The sequence below is a fragment of the Pseudomonas sp. NPDC089554 genome (assembly GCF_050280645.1).
Taxonomy (GTDB): domain Bacteria; phylum Pseudomonadota; class Gammaproteobacteria; order Pseudomonadales; family Pseudomonadaceae; genus Aquipseudomonas.
On the sequence record NZ_JBNNVR010000039.1, the window covers coordinates 22,279 to 42,870 of the forward strand.

Consider the following 20,592-nt stretch of genomic DNA (forward strand, 5'->3'; position numbering starts at 1 on the left):
CAAGGAGAGAAAGCCATGACCCCCTTGCAACGCCTGCAATCCTTCGACGAACCGATCGCCGCCCTTTTGTCCGGCCCGCCAAGGCCTGAGGCAAACGACGACCCCAGGCTGGCCCGCCAGGGCTTCTTCGCAGGCCTGGCCAGCTACTGGCTTCAACCAGACAGCAGCGGCCTCTCTCGCCAGGCCCGCTTGAGCCAGTTGCGGCTTGCCCAGCTGCTGGCCGAAATCGACCTGCGGGTCGACGACCAGACCCTCGCCGAACCCTACGCTGCCTTGCTACGCACCAGCCTGGACAACCCCCTGCCCTGGCAACGCGAGGCACTGCCCGCCGCGACACGCCCCCAGCTTTATCGCCCACGCCTGGACATCACCCGCCCGAACTGGCGCGGCCACCTGCCGGGGGCCATCGTCATCGTGCAAGGCGGCCCGCAGGGGCAGTGGCTGGGCCATGAACAAGCCACCGGTATCGTGGTGCTGTGCAGCCTGGCCCATGGCATCGAAGCCTTCAGCAACCTGCAGGCGCTGCACACCGAACTGTGCGAGCGCCTGGACGACCCCATGCAGAGCCAGCCCATGCTGCGGCTCTTCCCCCATGAGCGTGACCAGGACTGCGCGCACAACGCCGAGCGCCTGCGCTATGAATGGCTGGCGGACGATATGCTGGACCTTCAGGTGCAATGCCTGCTCGATGCCCAGCACGGGCAATTGACCCAGGCCTGGCAGGCCGCGCTGGAAGCCGACCTGCTCGTCGCTTCGCCGGCCTTCGACGAGCGCCTGCGTGTTGCCGCCGACATGAGCGCATACGCCTCCAGCAAGGCCGCGCTGCCAACCCGCTATGCGCTGCTGCTGGAAAAACACTCGCCGGCCTGGGTGAAGAACACCTCGGTACAAGGCCTGACCCACATCATGCAGACGATGCAGGAGCTGATCGTCGCCATCGAACAGGCCGGCGCCCCAGGCATCCTCACGTACCCGCAGTTCCTCGAGCAGAACAACCTGTTGGCCTGGACCCGCGAGCAACTGCGCCGGGAACTGCGCCAGCAGTACCAGCTGGACATCGCCGCAGAGCAGATCAAGGTCAGCGTCACGCTGGCGCGCCAGATCGGCCCGGTGTTCCACCCCAACCTGCCCAACGGCTACGTGCCCGTGGCCAGCCGCCCGCAGGTGGGCGACACCATCGAGATGGTCAGCAAGACCTACAGCCTCGACCGCCTGGCGCTGCTCAACGTAGGCTGGTTCGACATCGACTACTGGCTCACCGCACGTGTGCACCTGGCCGATGGCAGCCCCCTCGCAGGGCTCGCCCCCGCGCAGGCCAAGCAACTGGTACGCGAGTTGAACGTCGGCAGCAGCTATGCGCAGTTCCTGCAAACCCACCTTGTCGACTCCCCGGCAGGGCAATGGCGCAAGGAAGCCTACGCCAGCATCAGCCAGGCGCGTATGCGCGCAGAGGCGGCCAAGGCGCGTTACGCCGGGCATTTCCTGGAAGATCCACTCGAACAAGGTTATCGCTGGGCCAGGGTGCTGCTCATCTATCCCGATAGCCATTGGCGACCGCTGGTCGAGAACAATCGCCTCAGCGTACGCCAGTTGCTGATTGCTGGGCAGAGTGTCCAAGGGGTGTTGTTGATCATTCCTGAAGCGCCGCAAATGCAGCGCTTCCTGGTCTACACCCCGGATGCCCCAGACCGCAGGCCTTGGCGCGAATACCGCAATACCCGCGCGCTGCTGCGCACCCTGCGCAGCTCACCGGTGTTGCGCCAGTATGTGATCGAGCGCTTGCCACTGGCCAAGCCCGGCAGCGTCGAGCGGCTGCTGACCAAGGGCGGCTTGGGTGCGCAGGTGGAGCGCCGCGAAATCACCGGCAACTTCCAGCATGCCTGCTACCTGGCCGACGTCCGCGCGGTGATGGCAGCGGTGGATGCCGGCACCAACACACGCCAGGAACTGCTCGGCGAAACCAGCCTGCATACCCTGTGGATACTCCTGGACTTGGTGAGCCTGGTGTTGCCCACACCCGCACTGAGTGCGCTGGCGTTCGGCAGGGCGGTGGTTTCTGCGCTCGACAGCCTGCAAGCGCTGCACAACGACGACCGACTCGGCGCCCTCAAGCACCTGGTCGAGGCGTTCACCCACACCAGCGATGGCATCAACAACATCGCCGGGGCGACCGTGGTGCGTCGGGCCATCCGCGCCTTGCCACCCAGCCCGCCCTTGGCCCTGCCACCAAACTACGCGGCCAGGCCGGACGTCAGCACACTGCGCTACCGCATCGACGGCATCCATGCGCCGGGGGTCTACGAGAACACCCCTGAACATCCTGGGGTGCCGCTCTACTACATCAGGGATGCGACCGGCCACTTCTACCAGGTGTCATTCGATGGCTATCGTTGGCGTGCCGTCGACCCTCGGCAACCCGATGCCTACCTCAAGGTGGCGGTCAAACGGCGTGAAGATGGCCAGTGGGTGGTCGACTCACCCGTGCTCTGGTACGACGGGCTGCCGGACCTTTCGGCGCTGTTCGCGCAATGCCGAATGCCAGAAGCCCCCAACGGCGAAGCCGTGCCCGGGGTGGATGGCCTGCACCAGGCAGATGGACAACTGTACCTGCTGGCAGGCAGCCACGCCTTGGCGCTACGCGCGCACCTGCTCGAACGGCACTACCACCTGTTGATACCCGGCCAACCCAAGGAAAGCGGCACCGCCTGGGCCATCCTGCGCTGGCAGGACGACCAATGGCGGATCCGCGTGCGCCAGCCCGGGCGCAGCAGCGACTGGATGGCGCTGCCTGCGCACTAGTCGGCGAGCCGTGGCAACAGCTGGTCGAGCCGTTGGTGCAAGGCGCTGTCGCTGGGCCAGTTGCGCAACAGCCGCGCCCGGTCGCGGGCGTAGGCGGGGGCGAAGCTCAGTTGGGTGGCGTGCTGGCACATGGCATCGAGGTCGATCAGCGACCAGTCGCCATCCTGCCAAAGCAGGTTGTGCCCCTTGAAATCGCCATGGCTGATGCGCGCCTGGATCAGCCGCTGCATCAGCTGCACCAGCGCCTGCACCTGCACCTCGGGTGCATCGCCAGTGTCGACGTAGGGCGCGAAGCTGGCCTTGAGGTCTGGCCCATCGGCATGCTCGGTCACCAGGTAGGCCTTGTTGCGCAGGCCCATCACCCGCTGCTCCAGCACCGCCAGCGGGCGCGGCGTGGTGATGCCGAGAAACTCCAGGCGCAGGCCTTCGATCCAGGCGTGCCAGGCGCGGCTGGGGCGCCAGAAACGCTTGAACCAGTGGGCGGTGTTCTTGATGTTGTAGCGTTTGAGCACCAATGCGCGGCCGTTGACGTCGATACGCGCAACACTGGCCGAGCCGCCAGCCTTGTACGAATGGCCCTCTTCGATGCAACGATCGGCCTGTTCCAGCACCGGCAACAACGTCTGCACCTCGGCACGGCGGATCGCCCGCAAGCCCGAGAGGCTGCGCTCGACGCTGAACAGCGTGCAGTCGCGCCCAGCCTTGTCGAGGAAGTCCTTCTGGCGCCAGGCACGCACCTTGTCCACCTGCTTCTGCAAGGCTTCCAGCGGCAGCGCGTGTTCGGCGTTGGCCATCAGGTAGTGCACCAGCAGCTCTTCGATGAAAGGTTCTAGGCGCTTGGGCAATTGGGCGAAGAACACCCCGAGATTCTCCAGCACGCGCTGACGCGACAGCTGCTGGCCTGGGGTCTCGGCCTTGATGCCACCACCATCGATCAGGTACAGCTGGCCTTCGTGACGCAGCAGGTTGTCCAGGTGCAGGTCGTCCTGCCACAGGCCCTTGGCGTGCATCCGCGCCACGGCGGCAAGCGCCTCGCCCAGTACCTGCTGCTGCGCGTCGGCCAGCGGCGGCAACTGTTCGACCGCCGCCCAGGCATCACCCAGGCTTTCGGCATGCTCGAGGAACTCGAACAGCAGCCAGCCGCCTTCGCCTTCCTTCAGGCCATCGGCCAGCAGGCGCGGCGTGGTCAGGCTTTGGGCCGCCATCAGTTGCACACCTTCGCGTTCACGCTGGAAATGCCGGGCCGCGTTGCCACCGACCAGCAGCTTGGCCAGCACCGGCGTGCCGCGCCAGACACCAGCGCCGACGTAACGCTGGCCAGGCAGCACGCGCAGCAGGCTGAGCAGTTGCAAGTCGGCAGGGCCTGCGGCGTCGGCCAAGGTGACGGTCAGCGGCAACGACGGGCTACGCCCGGCATCCTTGAGTTCAGACAAACGCATCAGCGGGCCTCTTTGTGGCGACGGCGTTGCATCAGGCGCTGCAACCAGGTGTTGACTAGAGCGCTGTCCGCGGGTTGTTCCAGGTAGGCGGCCAGCAGGCTGCGCACATCCGCCTCGCTCCAGGCGTCGGCGCGGCGCAGCAGCGGCTCGAGGTCTTTGAGGCGGTCGCGCAGGCCGAACAGCAGTGGCCGGGTTTTCTCCAGGTCGATCAACTGCGCCTGCCAGCCTTCGCGGCGCTCACGCAGGAAGATGTGCTTGGGGTAGAAGCAGCCATGCACCTGCCCGGCAGCGTGCAGGGTGCGCGCCAGGCGGCCGCAGGCCTGGAGAATGCCCTGGCGCTGCGCCTGCGGCAGTTGCGGCCACTGCGCCAGCAGCTCGCTGAGGTCTTGCCAGTCGTCCAGCGCGCGGGTCAGCAGGATCGCGCGGTGCTCGCCGCCCTGCTTGCGCTCGCCGAAGAACACCGCCTGCAAGGCCGGGATCCGCAGTTTCTCGTAGCGGCAGATATTGCGAAATTCGCGGGCGAAGGTCGGCTCGCCGAAGGGCCGGTGCAAGGTGCGCGTGAGGTAGTCGCGCTGGCGCTTGAGGAAGTAGCCCTTGCCCTCCAGCTCCAGGCGGAACACGCTGCTCCAGCCGCCACGCCCGGTGTTGGGCTCGTCCACGGCATCGAGCTGCAGTTTCCACAGCGCTTCGAAATCGTTCAGGCCATGGCGCTTGAGCAGCGCGTGGTCGGCACTGGCCAGGTAATCGGTCATTCCCTTCCCTCGAAGAATTTCACCACTTGGCGAACCCGCTGCTTGTCCTTGGCATCGAGACGCGCCCGCCCGCTGTACTGTAAGTAGAAGCGCAGTCGCTGGGTGGCCGACAGGTGGTATTTGGCGACCTTGTCCAGGCACGCCAGGTCCTTGATAAGCCGGTGGCGCAGCATGAAGCCGCGCCAGAAGTCGCCGGTGGGGCAATCGATGAAGAACAGCGTGCCCTGGTCGTCCACCAACAGGTTGCGCCACTTCAGGTCGTTGTGGGCGAAGTGGTGGTCGTGCATCACTCGGGTGCAGTGCGCCAGCTGGCGGCTGACGTGGTCGACCCAGGCCCGGTCGGCCAGCCGCGCGTCGTTGCGCTGGGCCAACTCGGACAGGTCTTCGGTACGCGGCAGCTCGCGGGTGATCATCGCCCCACGGCCGAATGCCAGGCCATTGCGCTCCAGGCCCCAGGCCACCACTTCGGCAGTGGGGATGCCCCACTTGGCGAACTGCTTGAGGTTCTGCCACTCGGCCTTGATCCGCGGGCGCCCGACGAAGCGGCGCATGTGCTTGCCCGCGCTGGTATAGCGCTTGACGTAGTAGTTCACCCCATCGCGCTGGATGCGCACGACCTCGCTGAGCGGGTCTTGGGTCAGGCGTTCACCTTCGAGGGCGAACACCGCTTCGATACTGCCGAAATCTGCCTCCAGGTGCCGATACGCAGGCTCCAGTGTCCAACCCGCCATCAGAGCGCGCCCCCGTAGCGCAGTTTACGATCGTAGAGTTTCAGTGCCTTGCGCTCGAGCCGTGCCAGCAGCGCGGCTTCCTCGCGCAGCACCTGGCGCAGCGGGCGCTGGAAATAGCCCTTGAGGAAGCGCAGCTTGTCGCGCGGGGTCAGGCCGATGTCCAGCGCCGAGAAGTACAGCGCGGCCAGGTCCTTGTCGCGCCAGCGCTGGGGCACTGTGGCACGGGTTTGCGCGCGGTGCAGGTCGATTACCGACAGCTTCAATGCTTCTGGCGTCACCGGGCGATCGGTGTGCAGCAGGAAGTGGCAGATGTAGCAGTCGCGGTGGTTGACCCCGGCGCGGTGCATGCCGCCGGTCATCTTCGCCACTTCGGCGATCAACGCGCGCTTCAGGCGTGGCTCTGGCGGCTGGCTAGGCCAGTCGACGCAGTAATCTTCCAGGCTGATGGTGGGCGCCAGTTCCTCGGTGACGATGAACGAGTGCTGGGTCGCCGGGTTGTTGCCACGCTCGCCATAGGCCACGGCGGTCATGGTCGCAATGCCCGCCTCATGCAGGCGCTGGATCGCTCGCCACTCCTGGCCGGCGCCCAATACCGGCAGCTTGGCGCTGAACAGGTTCTTGAACACCTCGCCCCAACCGATGCCGCGGTGGATCTTGACGAAGTAACCTTCGCCATCGACCTCGGTACGCAGCGTACGGCGGCCTTCCAGCTCGCGGTACACCTCGCCCTGCAAGGCCTCCACGGCCTCGAAGGCATCGCGCTCGGCCCACAGGCGCTTGAAGGGTTCTGCCAGTATCAGCTTCATGGCGCCTCCTGGCCGAGGATCACGTCGGCGGCGTGCTGCGGCATGCTGTACAGATCGGCCGTTTCGGCGAAGGCCAGGCCATTCTGGCCCCAGGCCGCGCGGGCCTGAGGGTCTTCAAGCATGCGTTGCAGGTAGGCGTTGAGCTGCTCCTGGGCGAACGGCTCGTCCAGCACCAGGCCACTGTCGGCCTCGGCGATGTAGTGGGCGTAGCCGCACACCTTCGACACCAGCACCGGCAAGCCAGCCACCAGGGCCTCCAGCAGCACGGTACCGGTGTTCTCGTTGTAGGCCGGGTGGATCAGCAGGTCGGCCCCCAGCAGGAAACGCGGGATATCGCTGCGGCCCTTGAGGAACTGCACTTGCTCGCCCAAGCCCAGCGCTGCGCTTTGCAGCTGGAATACCTTGGGGTCGTCCTGGCCAATGACCATCAACCGGGTGCGCTTGCGCAAGCTGGCGGGCAGTGCTGCAAGGGCCTTGAGGCTGCGGTCCACACCTTTGGTCTTGAAGCCCGAGCCGATCTGCACCAGCAGCAGCTCGTCGTCGCCCAGGCCGAACTCCTGGCGGAACGCGGCGCGGATCTCGGCGGCGTTGGCCGGGGCGCGGCGGTCCTGGGAAATGCCGGGCGGCAACAGGTGGAAACGCGCCTCGGGGGTGGCGTAGTGCTTGATGAACAGGGGTTGCTGCACTTCGGAGATCATCAGGATCTCGGTGGTGGCGTCCTTGGCGAACACCGCGCGCTCGTATTCGGAGAAGTGCCGGTAGCGGCCCCAACGGCGGTACAAGCCGCCCCGCAGGTTCTGCGCCTTGTCCTCGAAACAGCCGTCGGCGGCGTAGTACACGTCCAGCCCCGGCATCTTGTTGAAGCCGATCAGCCGGTCGACCGGGCGTTTGGCCAGGTCCGCAGCCATCCAGGCGCTGAGCTTCTCGTTACGGCGATGGTTGAACAGCGCCTTGACCGGCGCCACCAGCACTTCGAAACCTTCAGGCACATCACCTTCCCAGATCAGCGTGTACACGCGGATCTGGTGTCCGCGCTTCTGGCACTCGAGGGCGATGCGCATGAAATCGCGCTGCAGCCCGCCGAAGGGGAAATACTTGTAAAGCACAAAAGCCAGTTGCATCAACGCACATCCTCGGCCAGCAGCAACGCGCCCAGGCGGCTCGCCACATGCTCGGGATTGAGGCGAGTGAAGCACAGCGGCCACTCGCGTTTGAGATCGAACCGGCGCAGGTCCTCGGCGCTCGGTTTATAGGTGCACTTCTTCTGCAGGCAGGGTGCGCAGGGGAAGTTGCTGGCCTGGTGGATCTGGGCGCGTCCGTAGGCGCCGGTCAGGCCAGGGTTGGTCGGGCCGAACAGGGAAATGGTCGGCACGTCCAGGGCGGCGGCCAGGTGGCCCAGGCCGGTGTCCACCGCCACGCAGGCCTTGGCCGCAGCCAAAATGCGGGCCACGCCCGCGAGGTTCAATTTGGGGAGTACCTTGCAGTTTTCCAAGCCTTGGGCGATGCGCTCGGCACGCGCCTTCTCGGCCGGGTTGCCCCAGGGCAGCAGCACTTGCAGCTTGCGTCGGCCCATGCGCTCGGCCAGCTCGCGCCAGTAGGCCTCGGGCCAGTGCTTGGTGGCCCAGGTAGTGCCATGCAGGAACACCACGTAGGGCGCTACCGGCGGCAGCTCCAGGCGAGCAAGGTCAAGGCCGTAGTCGCCGATGCCCTCGGGCAGGTCATAGGCCAGGGACAGGGCGAACAGCTGGCGCACGCGCTCCACCGCATGCTGGCCGACGGCGACCGACAAGGGCCGGTCATAGAAGCGGCTGGCCCAGCCCTCGCGCGCCGAGTAGCGGTCGAGCCCGGCCACCGGCGCTTTCACGTAGCGGGTCAGCCAGGCCGACTTGACCAGGCCCTGGGCGTCGATCACCAGGTCGTACTTGCGCTCGCGCAGGCGCTGCTTGAAGGCCTTCCACTCGCCGCTCTTGTGGGTCTGCCAGAGGTTCTTGCGCCAGCGCCGGATCGCCACCGGAATCACCTGGTCGACCGCCGGGTGCCAGGACGGGATCTCGGCGAAGCCTTCTTCCACCACCCAGTCGAAACGAATGCCGGGAATGGCATGGGCCGCGTCGGTGAGCGCCGGCAGGGTGTGGATCACGTCCCCCAGGGAAGACGTCTTGATGATCAGAACCCGCACTTAGTCGACCTCGGCCATGACATCGATCAGGTTTGGCCCGCCCAGGTGCTGCAAGGCGGCGATCACCGCTGCGGGCTCCAGCAGGCGCAGGCAGTTGTAGTGGCCGAAGCGGCAGGTACGCTCGAAGCAGGGGCTGCATTCGATACCGGTGCGCACCACCTCGACCTGGTCGGCCAAGGGCGGCGTAAAGCCTGGCGAGGTGGAGCCATACACCGCCACCAGCGGGCGGTTCAGCGCGGCGGCCACGTGCATCAGCCCGGAGTCGTTGGAGACCACGGCGTCGGCGCACGACAGCAGGTCGATAGCCTCGGCGAGCGACGTTTCCCCGGCCAGGTTGCTCGACTCCTCGCGCAGGCCGGGAATCAGCCGCTCACGGATCTGCTCACCCACCGGGTGGTCGCTTTTCGAGCCGAACAGCCACACCTGCCAACCCTGGCGGATCAGCGCTTCGGCCACCTGGGCGTAGTGCTCGGCGGGCCAGCGCTTGGCCTCGCCGAACTCCGCGCCCGGGCACAGCGCCAATACCGGCCGGTCGAGGGCCAGGCCGAACTTGGCCAGGGCGGCATCGCGGCTTTGCGCTTCGATGCGCAGGCTCGGTCGCGGGTAGGGTTGCGGCAACTCGGCACCCGGCGCGTAGGCCAGGGCCATGAAGCGCTCGATCATCAGCGGGTAGCGGGCCTTGTCGAGGGTCCGCACGTCGTTGAGCAGGAAGTAGCGCATCTCGCCGCGCCAGCCGGTGCGCTTGGGGATACCGGCAAAGTACGGCACCAGCGCCGACTTGAGCGAGTTGGGCAGCAAAATCGCCTGGTCGTACTGGCCGACCAGCGACTTGCCGATGCGTCGACGCGTGGCCAGCTCCAAGGCGCCGTGGCCGAGCGGGAAGCTCAAGGCCTGGCGCACTTCGGGCATGCGCTCGAGAATCGGCCGGCTCCAGTCAGGGGCCAGCACGTCGATCACGCAGTCGGGGTGCTGCTGTTTGAGGCACTGGAACAGGGTCTGCGCCATCACCATGTCGCCGACCCAGCTAGGGCCAATGATCAGTATTCTCATGGGTTGTCCAGAAACACTCGGGGAGGCTGCAAGCTGCGGTACAACCTGGCCTCCCCTCTTTATATTCAGGCTATGTGGCGGACAGTGTAACACTCAGGTCAAACCGAGCTGCCCCCAGATCCGCCGCACCTCGCGGCGCTCATCCACGAACTGCCCGGCATCGATGACCCCGGCCTGCTTCTGCAAGGCCTGGCGGTGCGAAGCCGAGCGAAACGCCTTGTACACCTCGCGCAGCAACACGGCATCCGCAGCGGGCATCAGGCCTGCCTGTTCGAGCTCTTCGAGAATGCGGATGTTGTCGGTCCAGCGCAGCAAGGCCGGATGCTCGTGGGACCAGGCCAAAGCGGCGTATTGCACCATAAATTCGATATCGACGATACCACCGGCATCCTGCTTGATATCGAACGGCTGGCCAGGCTCGAAGGCGTTGTCGGCGGTGCCTGCGCCGGTGCGTTTGCTGCCCAGGTTGTCGCGCATCTTGGCGCGCATGTCGCTCACCTCGGCGCGCAGCTTGTCCAGGTCACGGGCCTGCCCGAGCACCCGTGCACGCACGCCCTCGAACGCCGCCGCCACGTCCTTGCAGCCCACCAGCACACGGGCGCGCACCAGGGCCTGGTGCTCCCAGGTCCAGGCTTCGTTCTGCTGGTAGCGCTCGAAGGCGCCGACCGAACTGACCAGCAGGCCCGAAGCGCCAGAGGGGCGCAGGCGCATGTCGACATCGTAGAGCTGGCCGGATTGGGTCTGGGTGGTCAGCAGGTGGATGATGCGTTGGCCCAGGCGGGTGAAGAACTGCGCGCTGTCGATGGGCTTGGCGCCATCGGTCTCGGCGTGCAGGTCGCCGTCGTGGATGAACACTAGGTCGAGGTCCGAGCCATGGCCCAGTTCGAGACCGCCCACCTTGCCATAGCCGACGATGATGAAGCCTGGGTCGCACAGCCCACCATTGCGCAACTGCGGTTGACCATGGCGGGCGACGGTCTGGCGCCAGGCCAGGGCCAGCACTTGGTCGAGGATGGCTTCGGCCAGCCAAGTCAGGTAGTCGCTGACCTTCATCAAGGGCAGGTTGCCGCTGATTTCCGAGGCGGCCACGCGCAGGTTGTGGGCCAGCTTGAAGTGCCGCAGGGCCTCCATTTGCTGTTCCAGGTCGTCCTCGGGAATGCGCGTCAGCCGCTCGCGCAGCTCTGCCGCCAGTTCCGGCGCCAGCGGCGGGCTGAACAGGCGGCCCTCGTTGAGCAACTCGTCGAGCAGCAGTGGGTAGCGGGCGATCTGTTCGGCGATCCAGGGGCTGGCCGCGCACAGGGTCAGCAGGCGGCGCAATGCGCCGGGGTTTTCGGTGAGCAGCACCAGGTAGGCCGAACGCCGCGCCACCGCCTCGACCAATGGCAATACGCGGTCAAGCACCAGGTCAGGGTCGGCATGTTCGACAGTTTGGGCCAGCAGACGCGGAATGAAGGCATCCAGGCGTTCCCGCCCGATGCGCTGGATCGAGCGCAGCGCTGGGCTGTTGCGCAGCGAGGCCAGGCGCCGCAAGGCCTCTGCGGGCTGCTTGAAGCCGGCTTCTTCGAGCTGGCGGCTGGCGGCCTCTTCATCCTGGGCCTGCTCCCACAGCGGCGACCACTCTCCGCCGACCACCAGCTCACCCTCGCCGTCCTCGTCATCCGGGTCGGCGATCACCTGGCGGAAGTGCCAGTCGACCCGACCACGCCAATGCATCAGCTGATCGTGGAAGGCCTGCCAATCGGCGAAACCGAGGATATAGGCGACCCGCGCCCGGTCCTGCTCGTCGTTGGGCAGCATCTGGGTCTGGCGGTCGCCGATGGCTTGGATCGCATGCTCGGTGTAGCGCAGGAATTCGTAACCTTCGCGCAGCTCGCCAACCACCGCTGGCGGCAGGTAGCCCTGGCCTTCCAGGGTGGCCAGCACCTTGAGCAGTGGCCGCTGCTGCAGGCTCAGGTCGCGCCCGCCATGAATCAGCTGGAACGCCTGGGCGATGAATTCCACCTCGCGAATGCCGCCTGCGCCCAGCTTGATGTTCTCGGCCATGCCCTTGCGCCGCACTTCCTGCTGGATCAGCTGCTTCATGGTGCGCAGCGCCTCGATGGCCGAGAAGTCCAGGTAGCGGCGGTAGACGAACGGTCGCAGCATCTCCAGCAACTGCGCACCGGCCACCTGGTCGCCCGCCACTACCCGCGCCTTGATCATGGCGTAGCGTTCCCAGTCACGCCCCTGGTCCTGGTAGTACTGCTCCAGCGCGTTGAACGACAGCACCAGCGCACCGGCCGAGCCGTAGGGGCGCAGGCGCATGTCGACACGAAACACGAAGCCATCGACGGTCACCGGGTCCAGTGCCTTTATCAGGCGCTGGCCCAGGCGGGTGAAGAACTCCTGGTTTTCCAGCGAGCGCTTCACGCCTTCGGTTTCGCCACCCTCGGGGAAGCCGAAGATCAGGTCGATGTCCGACGACAGGTTGAGTTCCACGGCGCCGAGCTTGCCCATGCCCAGCACCACCATGTGCTGGGGCTGGCCGCTGCGCTTGCCGATCGGTGTGCCGAACTGCTGGCAATGGCGCGGGTACAGCCATTGATAGGCCTCGTCGATGGACGCATCGGCCAGTTCCGAAAGGTCGCGGCAGGTCTCGCCCAGCGCCGCCTGGCGGGTGATGTCGCGCCAGATGATACGCAACTGCTGGCGGTTGCGTTCGCGACGCAGGTTGCGCGCCAGCTCGTCCTCGGTCTGCGCGGTGTCGGCCGCCGCCTTCACCCGGGCACGCAACTGGCCAGGGGCGAACGCCTGGTCGAGTTCGCCACTGGCAAGCAGGTCGAACAGCATCGCCGGTTCGCGCCGGGCCAGCTCTTGTACGAAGTCGCTGGCCGCAGCCACTTGGTCGAACTGCAACTGGTGCGCCGCACTCCAGGTGGCGACGTCCAGTTCCGGGTGCTGGGCCAGGACTTCGGCCAGGAACTGGCGGTTGCGAGCGACCAGCGGTTGCAGGGCGACGGGCAGAGCGAGCGGCAAAGGCAGGCGCATGGTCTATCCTTGATCGGCGTGAATGAGAGGGGGACAGGCGGTCACGAGAGGGTCAGGCCACGGTTGGACTGTCATACAAAAGTTGTAAATAGCTGAAAAACGCGAATCATTGGCAAGAAACATCAAGGTTCACCCAGAGCAAACACAGTACCAACCAACAGGAACGATTTTCTCCACAACCTGGAACACAGCCAAAAGCGCTTTTCCTGTAGTTTTACTACTACCCCTTTCGCGCAAAAGCATGAAATGCCGAAGCATTTGTAGTAAAACTACACGGCGCCGGATGACTGTCCGGCTAATCCAAGAATTCACGACGTCTGCCCAAAAGGCCAGTCGCAAACTCAGGCTTCCGATTCTGGTTGCCTTTCCGCCCTGGAGCAAGCCATGCAAGACCTCGATCCCATCGAAACCCAGGAATGGCTGGATGCCCTGGAGTCGGTCCTCGACAAAGAAGGCGAAGACCGCGCTCATTACCTGATGACCCGCATGGGCGAGCTGGCCACCCGTAGTGGTTCGCAGCTGCCATATGCCATCACCACGCCATACCGCAACACCATCCCTGTCACCCACGAAGCACGCATGCCTGGCGACCTGTTCATGGAACGCCGCATCCGCTCGATGGTGCGTTGGAACGCCCTGGCCATGGTCATGCGTACCAACCTGCAAGACTCGGACCTGGGCGGACACATTTCGAGCTTCGCCTCCAGCGCTACCCTGTACGACATCGGCTTCAACTACTTCTTCCAGGCCCCGACCGAAGAACACGGCGGCGACCTGATCTTCTTCCAGGGCCACGCCTCCCCAGGCGTCTACGCCCGCGCCTTCATGGAAGGCCGCATCAGCGAAGAACAGATGACCAACTTCCGCCAGGAAGTCGATGGCAAAGGCCTGTCGTCGTACCCACACCCATGGCTGATGCCTGACTTCTGGCAGTTCCCGACCGTTTCGATGGGCCTTGGCCCGATCCAGGCGATCTACCAGGCCCGCTTCATGAAGTACCTGGAAGCCCGTGGTTTCATCCCGGCCGGCAAGCAGAAGGTCTGGTGCTTCATGGGTGACGGCGAGTGCGACGAGCCGGAATCCCTGGGCGCCATCGCCCTGGCTGGCCGCGAGAAGCTGGACAACCTGATCTTCGTCATCAACTGCAACCTGCAGCGCCTCGATGGCCCGGTTCGCGGCAACGGCAAGATCATCCAGGAACTCGAAGGCGTGTTCCGTGGCGGCGGCTGGAACGTCAACAAAGTCGTCTGGGGCCGTTTCTGGGACCCACTGCTGGCCAAGGACACCAACGGTGCCCTGCAGCGCCGCATGGACGAAGTCATCGACGGCGAGTACCAGAACTACAAAGCCAAAGACGGCGCGTACGTGCGTGAGAACTTCTTCAACACCCCAGAGCTCAAGGCCATGGTCGAAGACCTGTCCGACGACGAGATCTGGAAGCTCAACCGCGGTGGCCACGACCCGTACAAGGTCTATGCGGCCTACCACCAGGCGGTGAACCACAAGGACCAGCCGACCGTCATCCTGGCCAAGACCATCAAGGGTTATGGCACCGGTGCTGGCGAAGCCAAGAACACCGCGCACAACACCAAGAAGGTCGACGTCGACAGCCTGCGTCACTTCCGCGACCGCTTCGACATCCCGGTCAAGGATGCCGACCTGGAAAGCCTGCCGTTCTTCAAACCTGAAGAAGGCTCCGCCGAAGCCAAATACCTGGCCGAGCGCCGCAACGCCCTGGGTGGCTTCGTGCCGCAGCGCCGCGCCCAGAGCTTCAGCGTGCCGACCCCGCCACTGGAAACCCTGAAAGCGATCCTGGATGGCTCGGGCGACCGTGAAATCTCCACCACCATGGCCTTCGTGCGCATCCTGGCGCAGCTGGTCAAGGACAAGGAAATCGGCCAACGCATCGTCCCGATCATCCCGGACGAAGCCCGTACCTTCGGTATGGAAGGCATGTTCCGCCAGCTGGGCATCTACTCGTCGGTCGGCCAGCTCTACGAGCCAGTCGATAAAGACCAGGTGATGTTCTACCGCGAGGACAAGAAGGGCCAGATCCTCGAGGAAGGCATCAACGAAGCCGGCGCCATGTCGTCGTTCATCGCTGCCGGTACCTCGTACAGCTGCCACAACCAGCCGATGCTGCCGTTCTACATCTTCTACTCGATGTTCGGCTTCCAGCGTATCGGCGACCTGGCCTGGGCCGCTGGCGACAGCCGCACCCGTGGCTTCCTGATCGGCGGTACCGCCGGCCGTACCACCCTCAACGGTGAAGGCCTGCAGCACGAAGACGGCCACAGCCACATGATGGCGGGCACCATCCCGAACTGCCGCACCTATGACCCCACCTACGGCTACGAGCTGGCGGTGATCATCCAGGACGGCATGAAGAAGATGACCGAAGAGCAACAGGACATCTTCTACTACATCACCGTGATGAACGAATCCTACCAGCAGCCCGCCATGCCGGCCGGTGTCGAGGAAGGCATCATCAAGGGCATGTACCTGCTCGAAGAAGACACCCGCGAAGCCGCGCACCACGTACAGCTGATGGGCTCCGGCACCATCCTGCGCGAAGTTCGCGAAGCGGCGAAGATCCTGCGTGACGAGTACAACGTCGGTGCCGACGTGTGGAGCGTCACCAGCTTCAACGAACTGCGTCGCGACGGCCTGGCCGTAGAGCGCGCCAACCGCCTCAAGCCTGGCCAGAAGCCACAGCAGACCTACGTCGAGCAGTGCCTGAACGGTCGCAAGGGCCCGGTCATCGCCTCCACCGACTACATGAAGCTGTTCGCCGAGCAGATCCGCCAGTGGGTACCGAGCAAAGAGTTCAAGGTTCTGGGTACCGACGGCTACGGCCGCAGCGACAGCCGCAAGAAGCTGCGTCACTTCTTCGAAGTCGACCGCCACTTCGTGGTGCTGGCTGCGCTGGAAGCCCTGGCTGACCGTGGCGAGATCGAACCCAAGGTTGTTGCAGACGCTATCGTCAAGTTCGGTATCGACCCGGACAAGCGCAACCCACTGGACTGCTGAGGAGTATTTTTAAGTGAGCGAACTCATTCGCGTACCTGACATCGGCAGCGGTGAAGGTGAAATCATCGAGCTGTTCGTCAAGGTCGGTGACCGTATCGAGGCTGACCAGAGCCTGCTGACCCTGGAGTCCGACAAGGCCTCCATGGAGATCCCGGCCCCCAAGGCCGGCGTCATCAAGGAACTGAAGGTCAAGCTGGGCGACCGCCTGAAAGAAGGCGACGAACTGCTGGTGCTGGAAGCCGAGGGCGCCGCTGCCGCGGCCCCTGAGGCTCCGGCTGCCGCGCCTGCCCAGGCCGCGGCCCCTGCCGCCGCCGAAAAGCCGGCCGAAGCCGCGCCTGCACCTGCCGCAGCCCCGGCTGCCGCCAGCGTGCAGGACATCCACGTGCCGGACATCGGCTCGTCGGGCAAGGCCAAGATCATCGAAGTGCTGGTCAAGGTCGGCGACACCGTCGAAGCCGACCAGTCGCTGATCACCCTGGAGTCCGACAAGGCCTCCATGGAAATCCCGTCGCCTGCTGCTGGCGTGGTCGAGGAAGTGCTGTGCAAGCTGGAAGATGAAGTCGGCACTGGCGACTTGATCTTCAAGCTGAAAGTCGCGGGCGCTGCCCCGGCAGCGGCCCCGGCTCCGGCCGCAGCGGCTGCGCCAGCCAAGGCCGAGGCTGCTCCTGCTGCCGCGCCTGCCGCTGCTGCTCCAGCCGCTGCCCCTGCCCCGGCTGCTACCGCACCGGCTGCCGGCAGCAACGCCAAGGTTCACGCCGGCCCTGCCGTGCGTCAGCTGGCCCGTGAATTCGGTGTCGAGCTGGGCGCCGTCGCTGCCACTGGCCCGCACGGTCGTATCCTGAAAGAAGACGTTCAGGTCTACGTCAAGGCCATGATGCAGAAGGCCAAGGAAGCTCCAGCTGCCGGTATTACCGGTGGCGCAGGCATCCCGCCGATCCCGACCGTCGACTTCAGCAAGTTCGGTGAAGTGGAAGAAGTGGCCATGACCCGCCTGATGCAGGTCGGTGCCGCCAACCTGCACCGCAGCTGGCTGAACGTGCCACACGTGACCCAGTTCGACTCCGCCGACATCACCGAGCTGGAAGCCTTCCGCGTTTCGCAGAAAGCCGCCGCCGAGAAGGCGGGCGTCAAGCTGACCGTGCTGCCACTGCTGCTCAAGGCCTGCGCCTACCTGCTCAAGGAACTGCCGGACTTCAACAGCTCGCTGGCGCCAAGCGGCAAGGCCGTGATCCGCAAGAAGTACGTGCACATCGGCTTCGCCGTGGACACCCCGGACGGCCTGCTGGTACCGGTGATCAAGAACGTCGACCAGAAGAGCCTGCTGCAACTGGCTGGCGAAGCCGCGGCCCTGGCCGAGAAGGCGCGCACCAAGAAGCTGTCGGCCGACGACATGCAAGGTGCCTGCTTCACCATCTCCAGCCTCGGCCACATTGGCGGCACCGGCTTCACGCCGATCGTCAACGCGCCTGAAGTGGCGATCCTCGGTGTGTCCAAGGCCACCATGCAACCGGTCTGGGACGGCAAGGCCTTCCAGCCGAAGCTGATGCTGCCGCTGTCGCTGTCCTACGATCACCGCGTGATCAACGGCGCCGCCGCCGCGCGCTTCACCAAGCGCCTGGGCGACGTGCTGGCGGATATCCGCACGATGCTGCTGTAAAGCACCACCCTGCCCCTCCCAGGAGGGGCAGTACCCTTTTCGAGCTGCCACGCTCGTACCTCAACCCCGTCACGTTCTGGCGGGGCTTTTTTTGCCTGGCGCAAAGTGAATTACCCTTGCCTGGGCGCGCGGGAAAGCCTGTGGAAACTTCAGATAATCGTGCATTAGCCGACAATCTGCACACTGCTACCCATATGGCCGCTTGCCAGCCTTCGGGACATGATGCACCCTTGCTCAACGCGCAACCGCCTGTCCGTGGCAACTGCGCCCACAGCCCTGTTCAAGCGAGTCTTCGATGAAAAGCCAACCCGATGCCGTCAGCCGTGTGGCGGCCGAGGTCGTGACGCAGCTCCCCGTGCCCTCGCGGCTCGGTATGCTGCGTTTCGAGCGGCTGAACGAGGCCAGTTGGGCGATGCTTTACCTCGACCCGGCCTGCGACCGCCAATTTGGCCTGGCGGCCAGCGAGCTGTGCGCCTTGATCGGTTCGCCTTATGCCAGCCTCATGGAACCCGAAGCGCGCTACCGCCAGCATGACCAGATCCAGGCACAACTGGCCCAGCGCGGCCATTACCGGGTGCGCTACACCTTGCACAGTGCTGCCGGGGCCTTGCGCTTGCTGGAGACCGGTGAAGCCTACAAGCAGCACAATCGCCAACTGCTGCGCGGCTACCTCACCGTGCTGGACGACCAGCAGGACGACAGCGCGGAGCAGGACACCAACGACCTGGAGTCGCGCAACAGCCGCCTGGAACTCGCCCTGCAACTGAACCAGCGCGCCCAGCAGGAACAACTCGAGCACCTCGAGCGGGTACATGCCCAGCAAGACTTGATCCTGCGCCTGGCACGCCAGCGCTACAGCGCCAGCAACTCGCTGCTGGAAGCCGCCGAGCTGATTACCCGCAGCGCCTGTGAGATCTACAAGGTCGACTGCGCCAGCATCTGGTACCTCAACGAGCAGCGCCTGGAACCGATCAGCGCCTGGGACCAGCACGCGCAAGCCTATCGCTTGCCAGAGCCGATCGACGCCAGCCAGTTCCCCGACTACCTCGAGGCCCTGCACGCCAGCCGCGCCATCGACGCCCACAACGCCAGCCACGACCCGCGTACCCGTGACATGGCGGAAATCCTCTTCAACAGCGACGACAACGCCATGCTCGACGCCAGTATCCGCGTCGATGGCCAAGTGGTTGGTGTGCTGTGCCTGGAACAGACCGGCCTGCCCCGTGCCTGGCAGTCGGATGAAATCGCCTTCGCCGGCGAGCTGGCCGACCAGTTCGCCCAGGTCATCACCAACCACAACCGACGCACCGCCACCAGCGCCCTGCACCTGTTCCAGCGGGCGGTCGAGCAAAGCGCCAGCGCCTTCCTGTTGGTGAACCGCGATGGCGTGGTGGAGTACGTCAACCCAAGCTTCACGGCGATCACCCAGTACAGCACCGACGAAGTGCAGGGCCGCCACCTGGCCGAACTGCCGGCGCTCGAGAACCTCAACCAGATCCTCTTCGACTCACCCTCGAGCCTGGCCATCGGCAACAGCTGGCAGGGCGAGTTCAAGAGCCGGCGCAAGAGCCTGGAGCCCTACTGGGGCCAGCTGTCGATTTCCAAGGTGTATGGCGACAACCGCGAGTTGACCCACTACATCGGCATCTACGAAGACATCACCCAGAGCAAGCTGGCCCAGCAGCGCATCGAGCGCCTGGCCTACACCGACAACCTGACCAGCCTGGGCAACCGCCCGGCGTTCATCCGCAGCCTCGACGAGCGCTTCGCCCGCGACAGCAACAGCCCGATCTGCCTGCTGCTGGTGGACATCGACAATTTCAAGCGCATCAACGACAGCCTCGGCCACCAGACCGGCGACAAACTGCTGATCAGCCTGGCCCGCCGCCTGCGCAACAGCTTGAGCGACGGCGGCAGCCTGGCGCGTTTCGCCAGTAACGAATTCGCCGTGCTGCTCGACGACACCAGCCTGGAAGACGGCCAGGGCGTGGCCCAGCAGTTGCTGCGCACCCTCGACAAACCAATGTTCGTCGACAACCAGCTGATCAACGTCACCGCTTCCGTGGGCCTGGCCTGCGCGCCGCTGCACGGCAGCGACCCGGCCACCCTGATGAAGAACGCAGGCCTTGCCCTGCACAAGGCCAAGGCCAACGGTAAGCATCAGGTGCAGGTGTTCACCGAGGTGCTGAACGCCGAGGCCAGCTACAAGCTGTTCGTCGAAAACAACCTGCGCCGAGCCCTGACCCAGAACGAACTGGAAGTGTTCTACCAGCCCAAGCTGTGCCTGCGCAGCGGCCGCCTGCTGGGCCTGGAGGCGCTGCTGCGCTGGAACCACCCCGAGCGCGGCATGATCCGCCCGGACCAGTTCATCAGCGTGGCCGAGGAAACCGGGCTGATCATTCCCATCGGCAAGTGGGTGGTGCGCCAGTCCTGCCGCATGAGCAACGAGCTGCGCGATGCCGGCATGGGCAACCTGCACGTGGCCATCAACCTGTCGCCCAAGCAGTTCTCCGACCCCGAGCTGGTCAGCTCGATCGGCACCATCCTCGAAGAGGAAGCGCTGCCACCGCACCTGCTGGAGCTGGAGCTCACCGAGGGCCTGCTGCTGGAAGCCACCGAAGACACCCGGCGCCAGCTCGACGACCTCAAGCGCCTGGGCCTGACCCTGGCCATGGACGACTTCGGCACCGGTTATTCGTCGCTGAGCTACTTGAAAAAATTCCCCATCGACATCATCAAGATCGACCGCAGCTTCATCAGCGAGATCCCCGCCAACCAGGACGACATGGAGATCACCTCGGCGGTGGTGGCCATGGCCCACAACCTCAAGCTCAAGGTGGTCGCCGAAGGCATCGAGACCGCCGAGCAGCTGGCGTTCCTGCGCAGGCACCGCTGTGACGTTGGCCAGGGCTACCTGTTCGACCGGCCGATTCCCGGGCGCGAACTGGTCGACAAGCTCAAGCGCTACCCGCGCGGGCCAATCGACTGACAGCGGCGCGAAGCTCGGGCACTATTGGACACAGCGTCGGCCCCACTGGCCTGGGTGCGCGCATCGAGAAGCCGGTCAAGGTCGTCGACAACACCCTGCAGACCGCTCACGCGGCCTACGAGGCGTCGAACCC

12 protein-coding genes are annotated in these 20,592 nt (G+C 65.2%); 4 read left to right on the forward strand and 8 right to left on the reverse strand.

Annotated features, from left to right (window positions below):
• Nucleotides 1–15: 15 nt before the first annotated feature.
• The gene (locus ACQKPE_RS13650) at nt 16–2,799 is read left to right on the forward strand and encodes a dermonecrotic toxin domain-containing protein (protein WP_427666583.1); all 2,784 of its coding nucleotides are present in this window, start codon (nt 16–18) and stop codon (nt 2,797–2,799) included.
• On the opposite strand, the gene ACQKPE_RS13655 is transcribed toward ACQKPE_RS13650, so the two are convergent.
• The 8 genes from ACQKPE_RS13655 to glnE all read right to left on the reverse strand — a co-directional run bounded on the left by ACQKPE_RS13655 (nt 2,796) and on the right by glnE (nt 12,783).
• A complete protein-coding gene (locus ACQKPE_RS13655) occupies nt 2,796–4,238 on the reverse strand; it encodes a lipopolysaccharide kinase InaA family protein (RefSeq protein ID WP_427666585.1) in 1,443 nt (480 codons plus the stop codon). The genes ACQKPE_RS13650 and ACQKPE_RS13655 overlap by 4 nt on opposite strands.
• The gene (locus tag ACQKPE_RS13660) at nt 4,238–4,990 is read right to left on the reverse strand and encodes a lipopolysaccharide kinase InaA family protein (RefSeq protein ID WP_427666587.1); all 753 of its coding nucleotides are present in this window, start codon (nt 4,988–4,990) and stop codon (nt 4,238–4,240) included. Before ACQKPE_RS13660 ends, ACQKPE_RS13655 begins: the two co-directional genes overlap by 1 nt.
• Nucleotides 4,987–5,721, reverse strand: a complete 735-nt coding sequence (locus tag ACQKPE_RS13665; RefSeq protein ID WP_427666589.1) for a lipopolysaccharide kinase InaA family protein — start codon at nt 5,719–5,721, stop codon at nt 4,987–4,989. Before ACQKPE_RS13665 ends, ACQKPE_RS13660 begins: the two co-directional genes overlap by 4 nt.
• The gene (gene rfaP / locus ACQKPE_RS13670) at nt 5,721–6,527 is read right to left on the reverse strand and encodes a lipopolysaccharide core heptose(I) kinase RfaP (RefSeq protein ID WP_427666591.1); all 807 of its coding nucleotides are present in this window, start codon (nt 6,525–6,527) and stop codon (nt 5,721–5,723) included. The genes ACQKPE_RS13665 and rfaP overlap by 1 nt, the downstream gene beginning before the upstream one ends.
• Nucleotides 6,524–7,648: a glycosyltransferase family 4 protein gene (locus ACQKPE_RS13675; protein ID WP_427666593.1), complete on the reverse strand. Its 1,125-nt coding sequence runs from the start codon at nt 7,646–7,648 to the stop codon at nt 6,524–6,526. Before ACQKPE_RS13675 ends, rfaP begins: the two co-directional genes overlap by 4 nt.
• On the reverse strand, nt 7,648–8,706 hold the full coding sequence (waaC, locus tag ACQKPE_RS13680) for a lipopolysaccharide heptosyltransferase I (protein WP_427666595.1): 1,059 nt from the start codon (nt 8,704–8,706) through the stop codon (nt 7,648–7,650). Before waaC ends, ACQKPE_RS13675 begins: the two co-directional genes overlap by 1 nt.
• On the reverse strand, nt 8,707–9,756 hold the full coding sequence (gene waaF, locus ACQKPE_RS13685; protein WP_427666597.1) for a lipopolysaccharide heptosyltransferase II: 1,050 nt from the start codon (nt 9,754–9,756) through the stop codon (nt 8,707–8,709).
• A 93-nt stretch (nt 9,757–9,849) separates the two neighbouring features.
• Nucleotides 9,850–12,783 carry a bifunctional [glutamate--ammonia ligase]-adenylyl-L-tyrosine phosphorylase/[glutamate--ammonia-ligase] adenylyltransferase gene (gene glnE, locus ACQKPE_RS13690; RefSeq protein ID WP_427666599.1) on the reverse strand — a complete coding sequence of 978 codons (2,934 nt, stop codon included), beginning with the start codon at nt 12,781–12,783 and terminating at the stop codon, nt 9,850–9,852.
• Between the two features lie 384 nt (nt 12,784–13,167).
• Here glnE and aceE point away from each other — a divergent pair, with 384 nt between their 5' ends.
• From aceE to ACQKPE_RS13705, 3 genes are all read left to right on the forward strand, one after another.
• On the forward strand, nt 13,168–15,813 hold the full coding sequence (gene aceE, locus ACQKPE_RS13695) for a pyruvate dehydrogenase (acetyl-transferring), homodimeric type (protein ID WP_427666601.1): 2,646 nt from the start codon (nt 13,168–13,170) through the stop codon (nt 15,811–15,813).
• A gap of 13 nt (nt 15,814–15,826) precedes the next feature.
• Nucleotides 15,827–17,470, forward strand: a complete 1,644-nt coding sequence (aceF, locus tag ACQKPE_RS13700; protein ID WP_427666603.1) for a dihydrolipoyllysine-residue acetyltransferase — start codon at nt 15,827–15,829, stop codon at nt 17,468–17,470.
• Nucleotides 17,471–17,765: 295 nt separating this feature from the next.
• A complete protein-coding gene (locus ACQKPE_RS13705) occupies nt 17,766–20,459 on the forward strand; it encodes a putative bifunctional diguanylate cyclase/phosphodiesterase (protein ID WP_427666605.1) in 2,694 nt (897 codons plus the stop codon).
• Nucleotides 20,460–20,592: the final 133 nt, after the last annotated feature.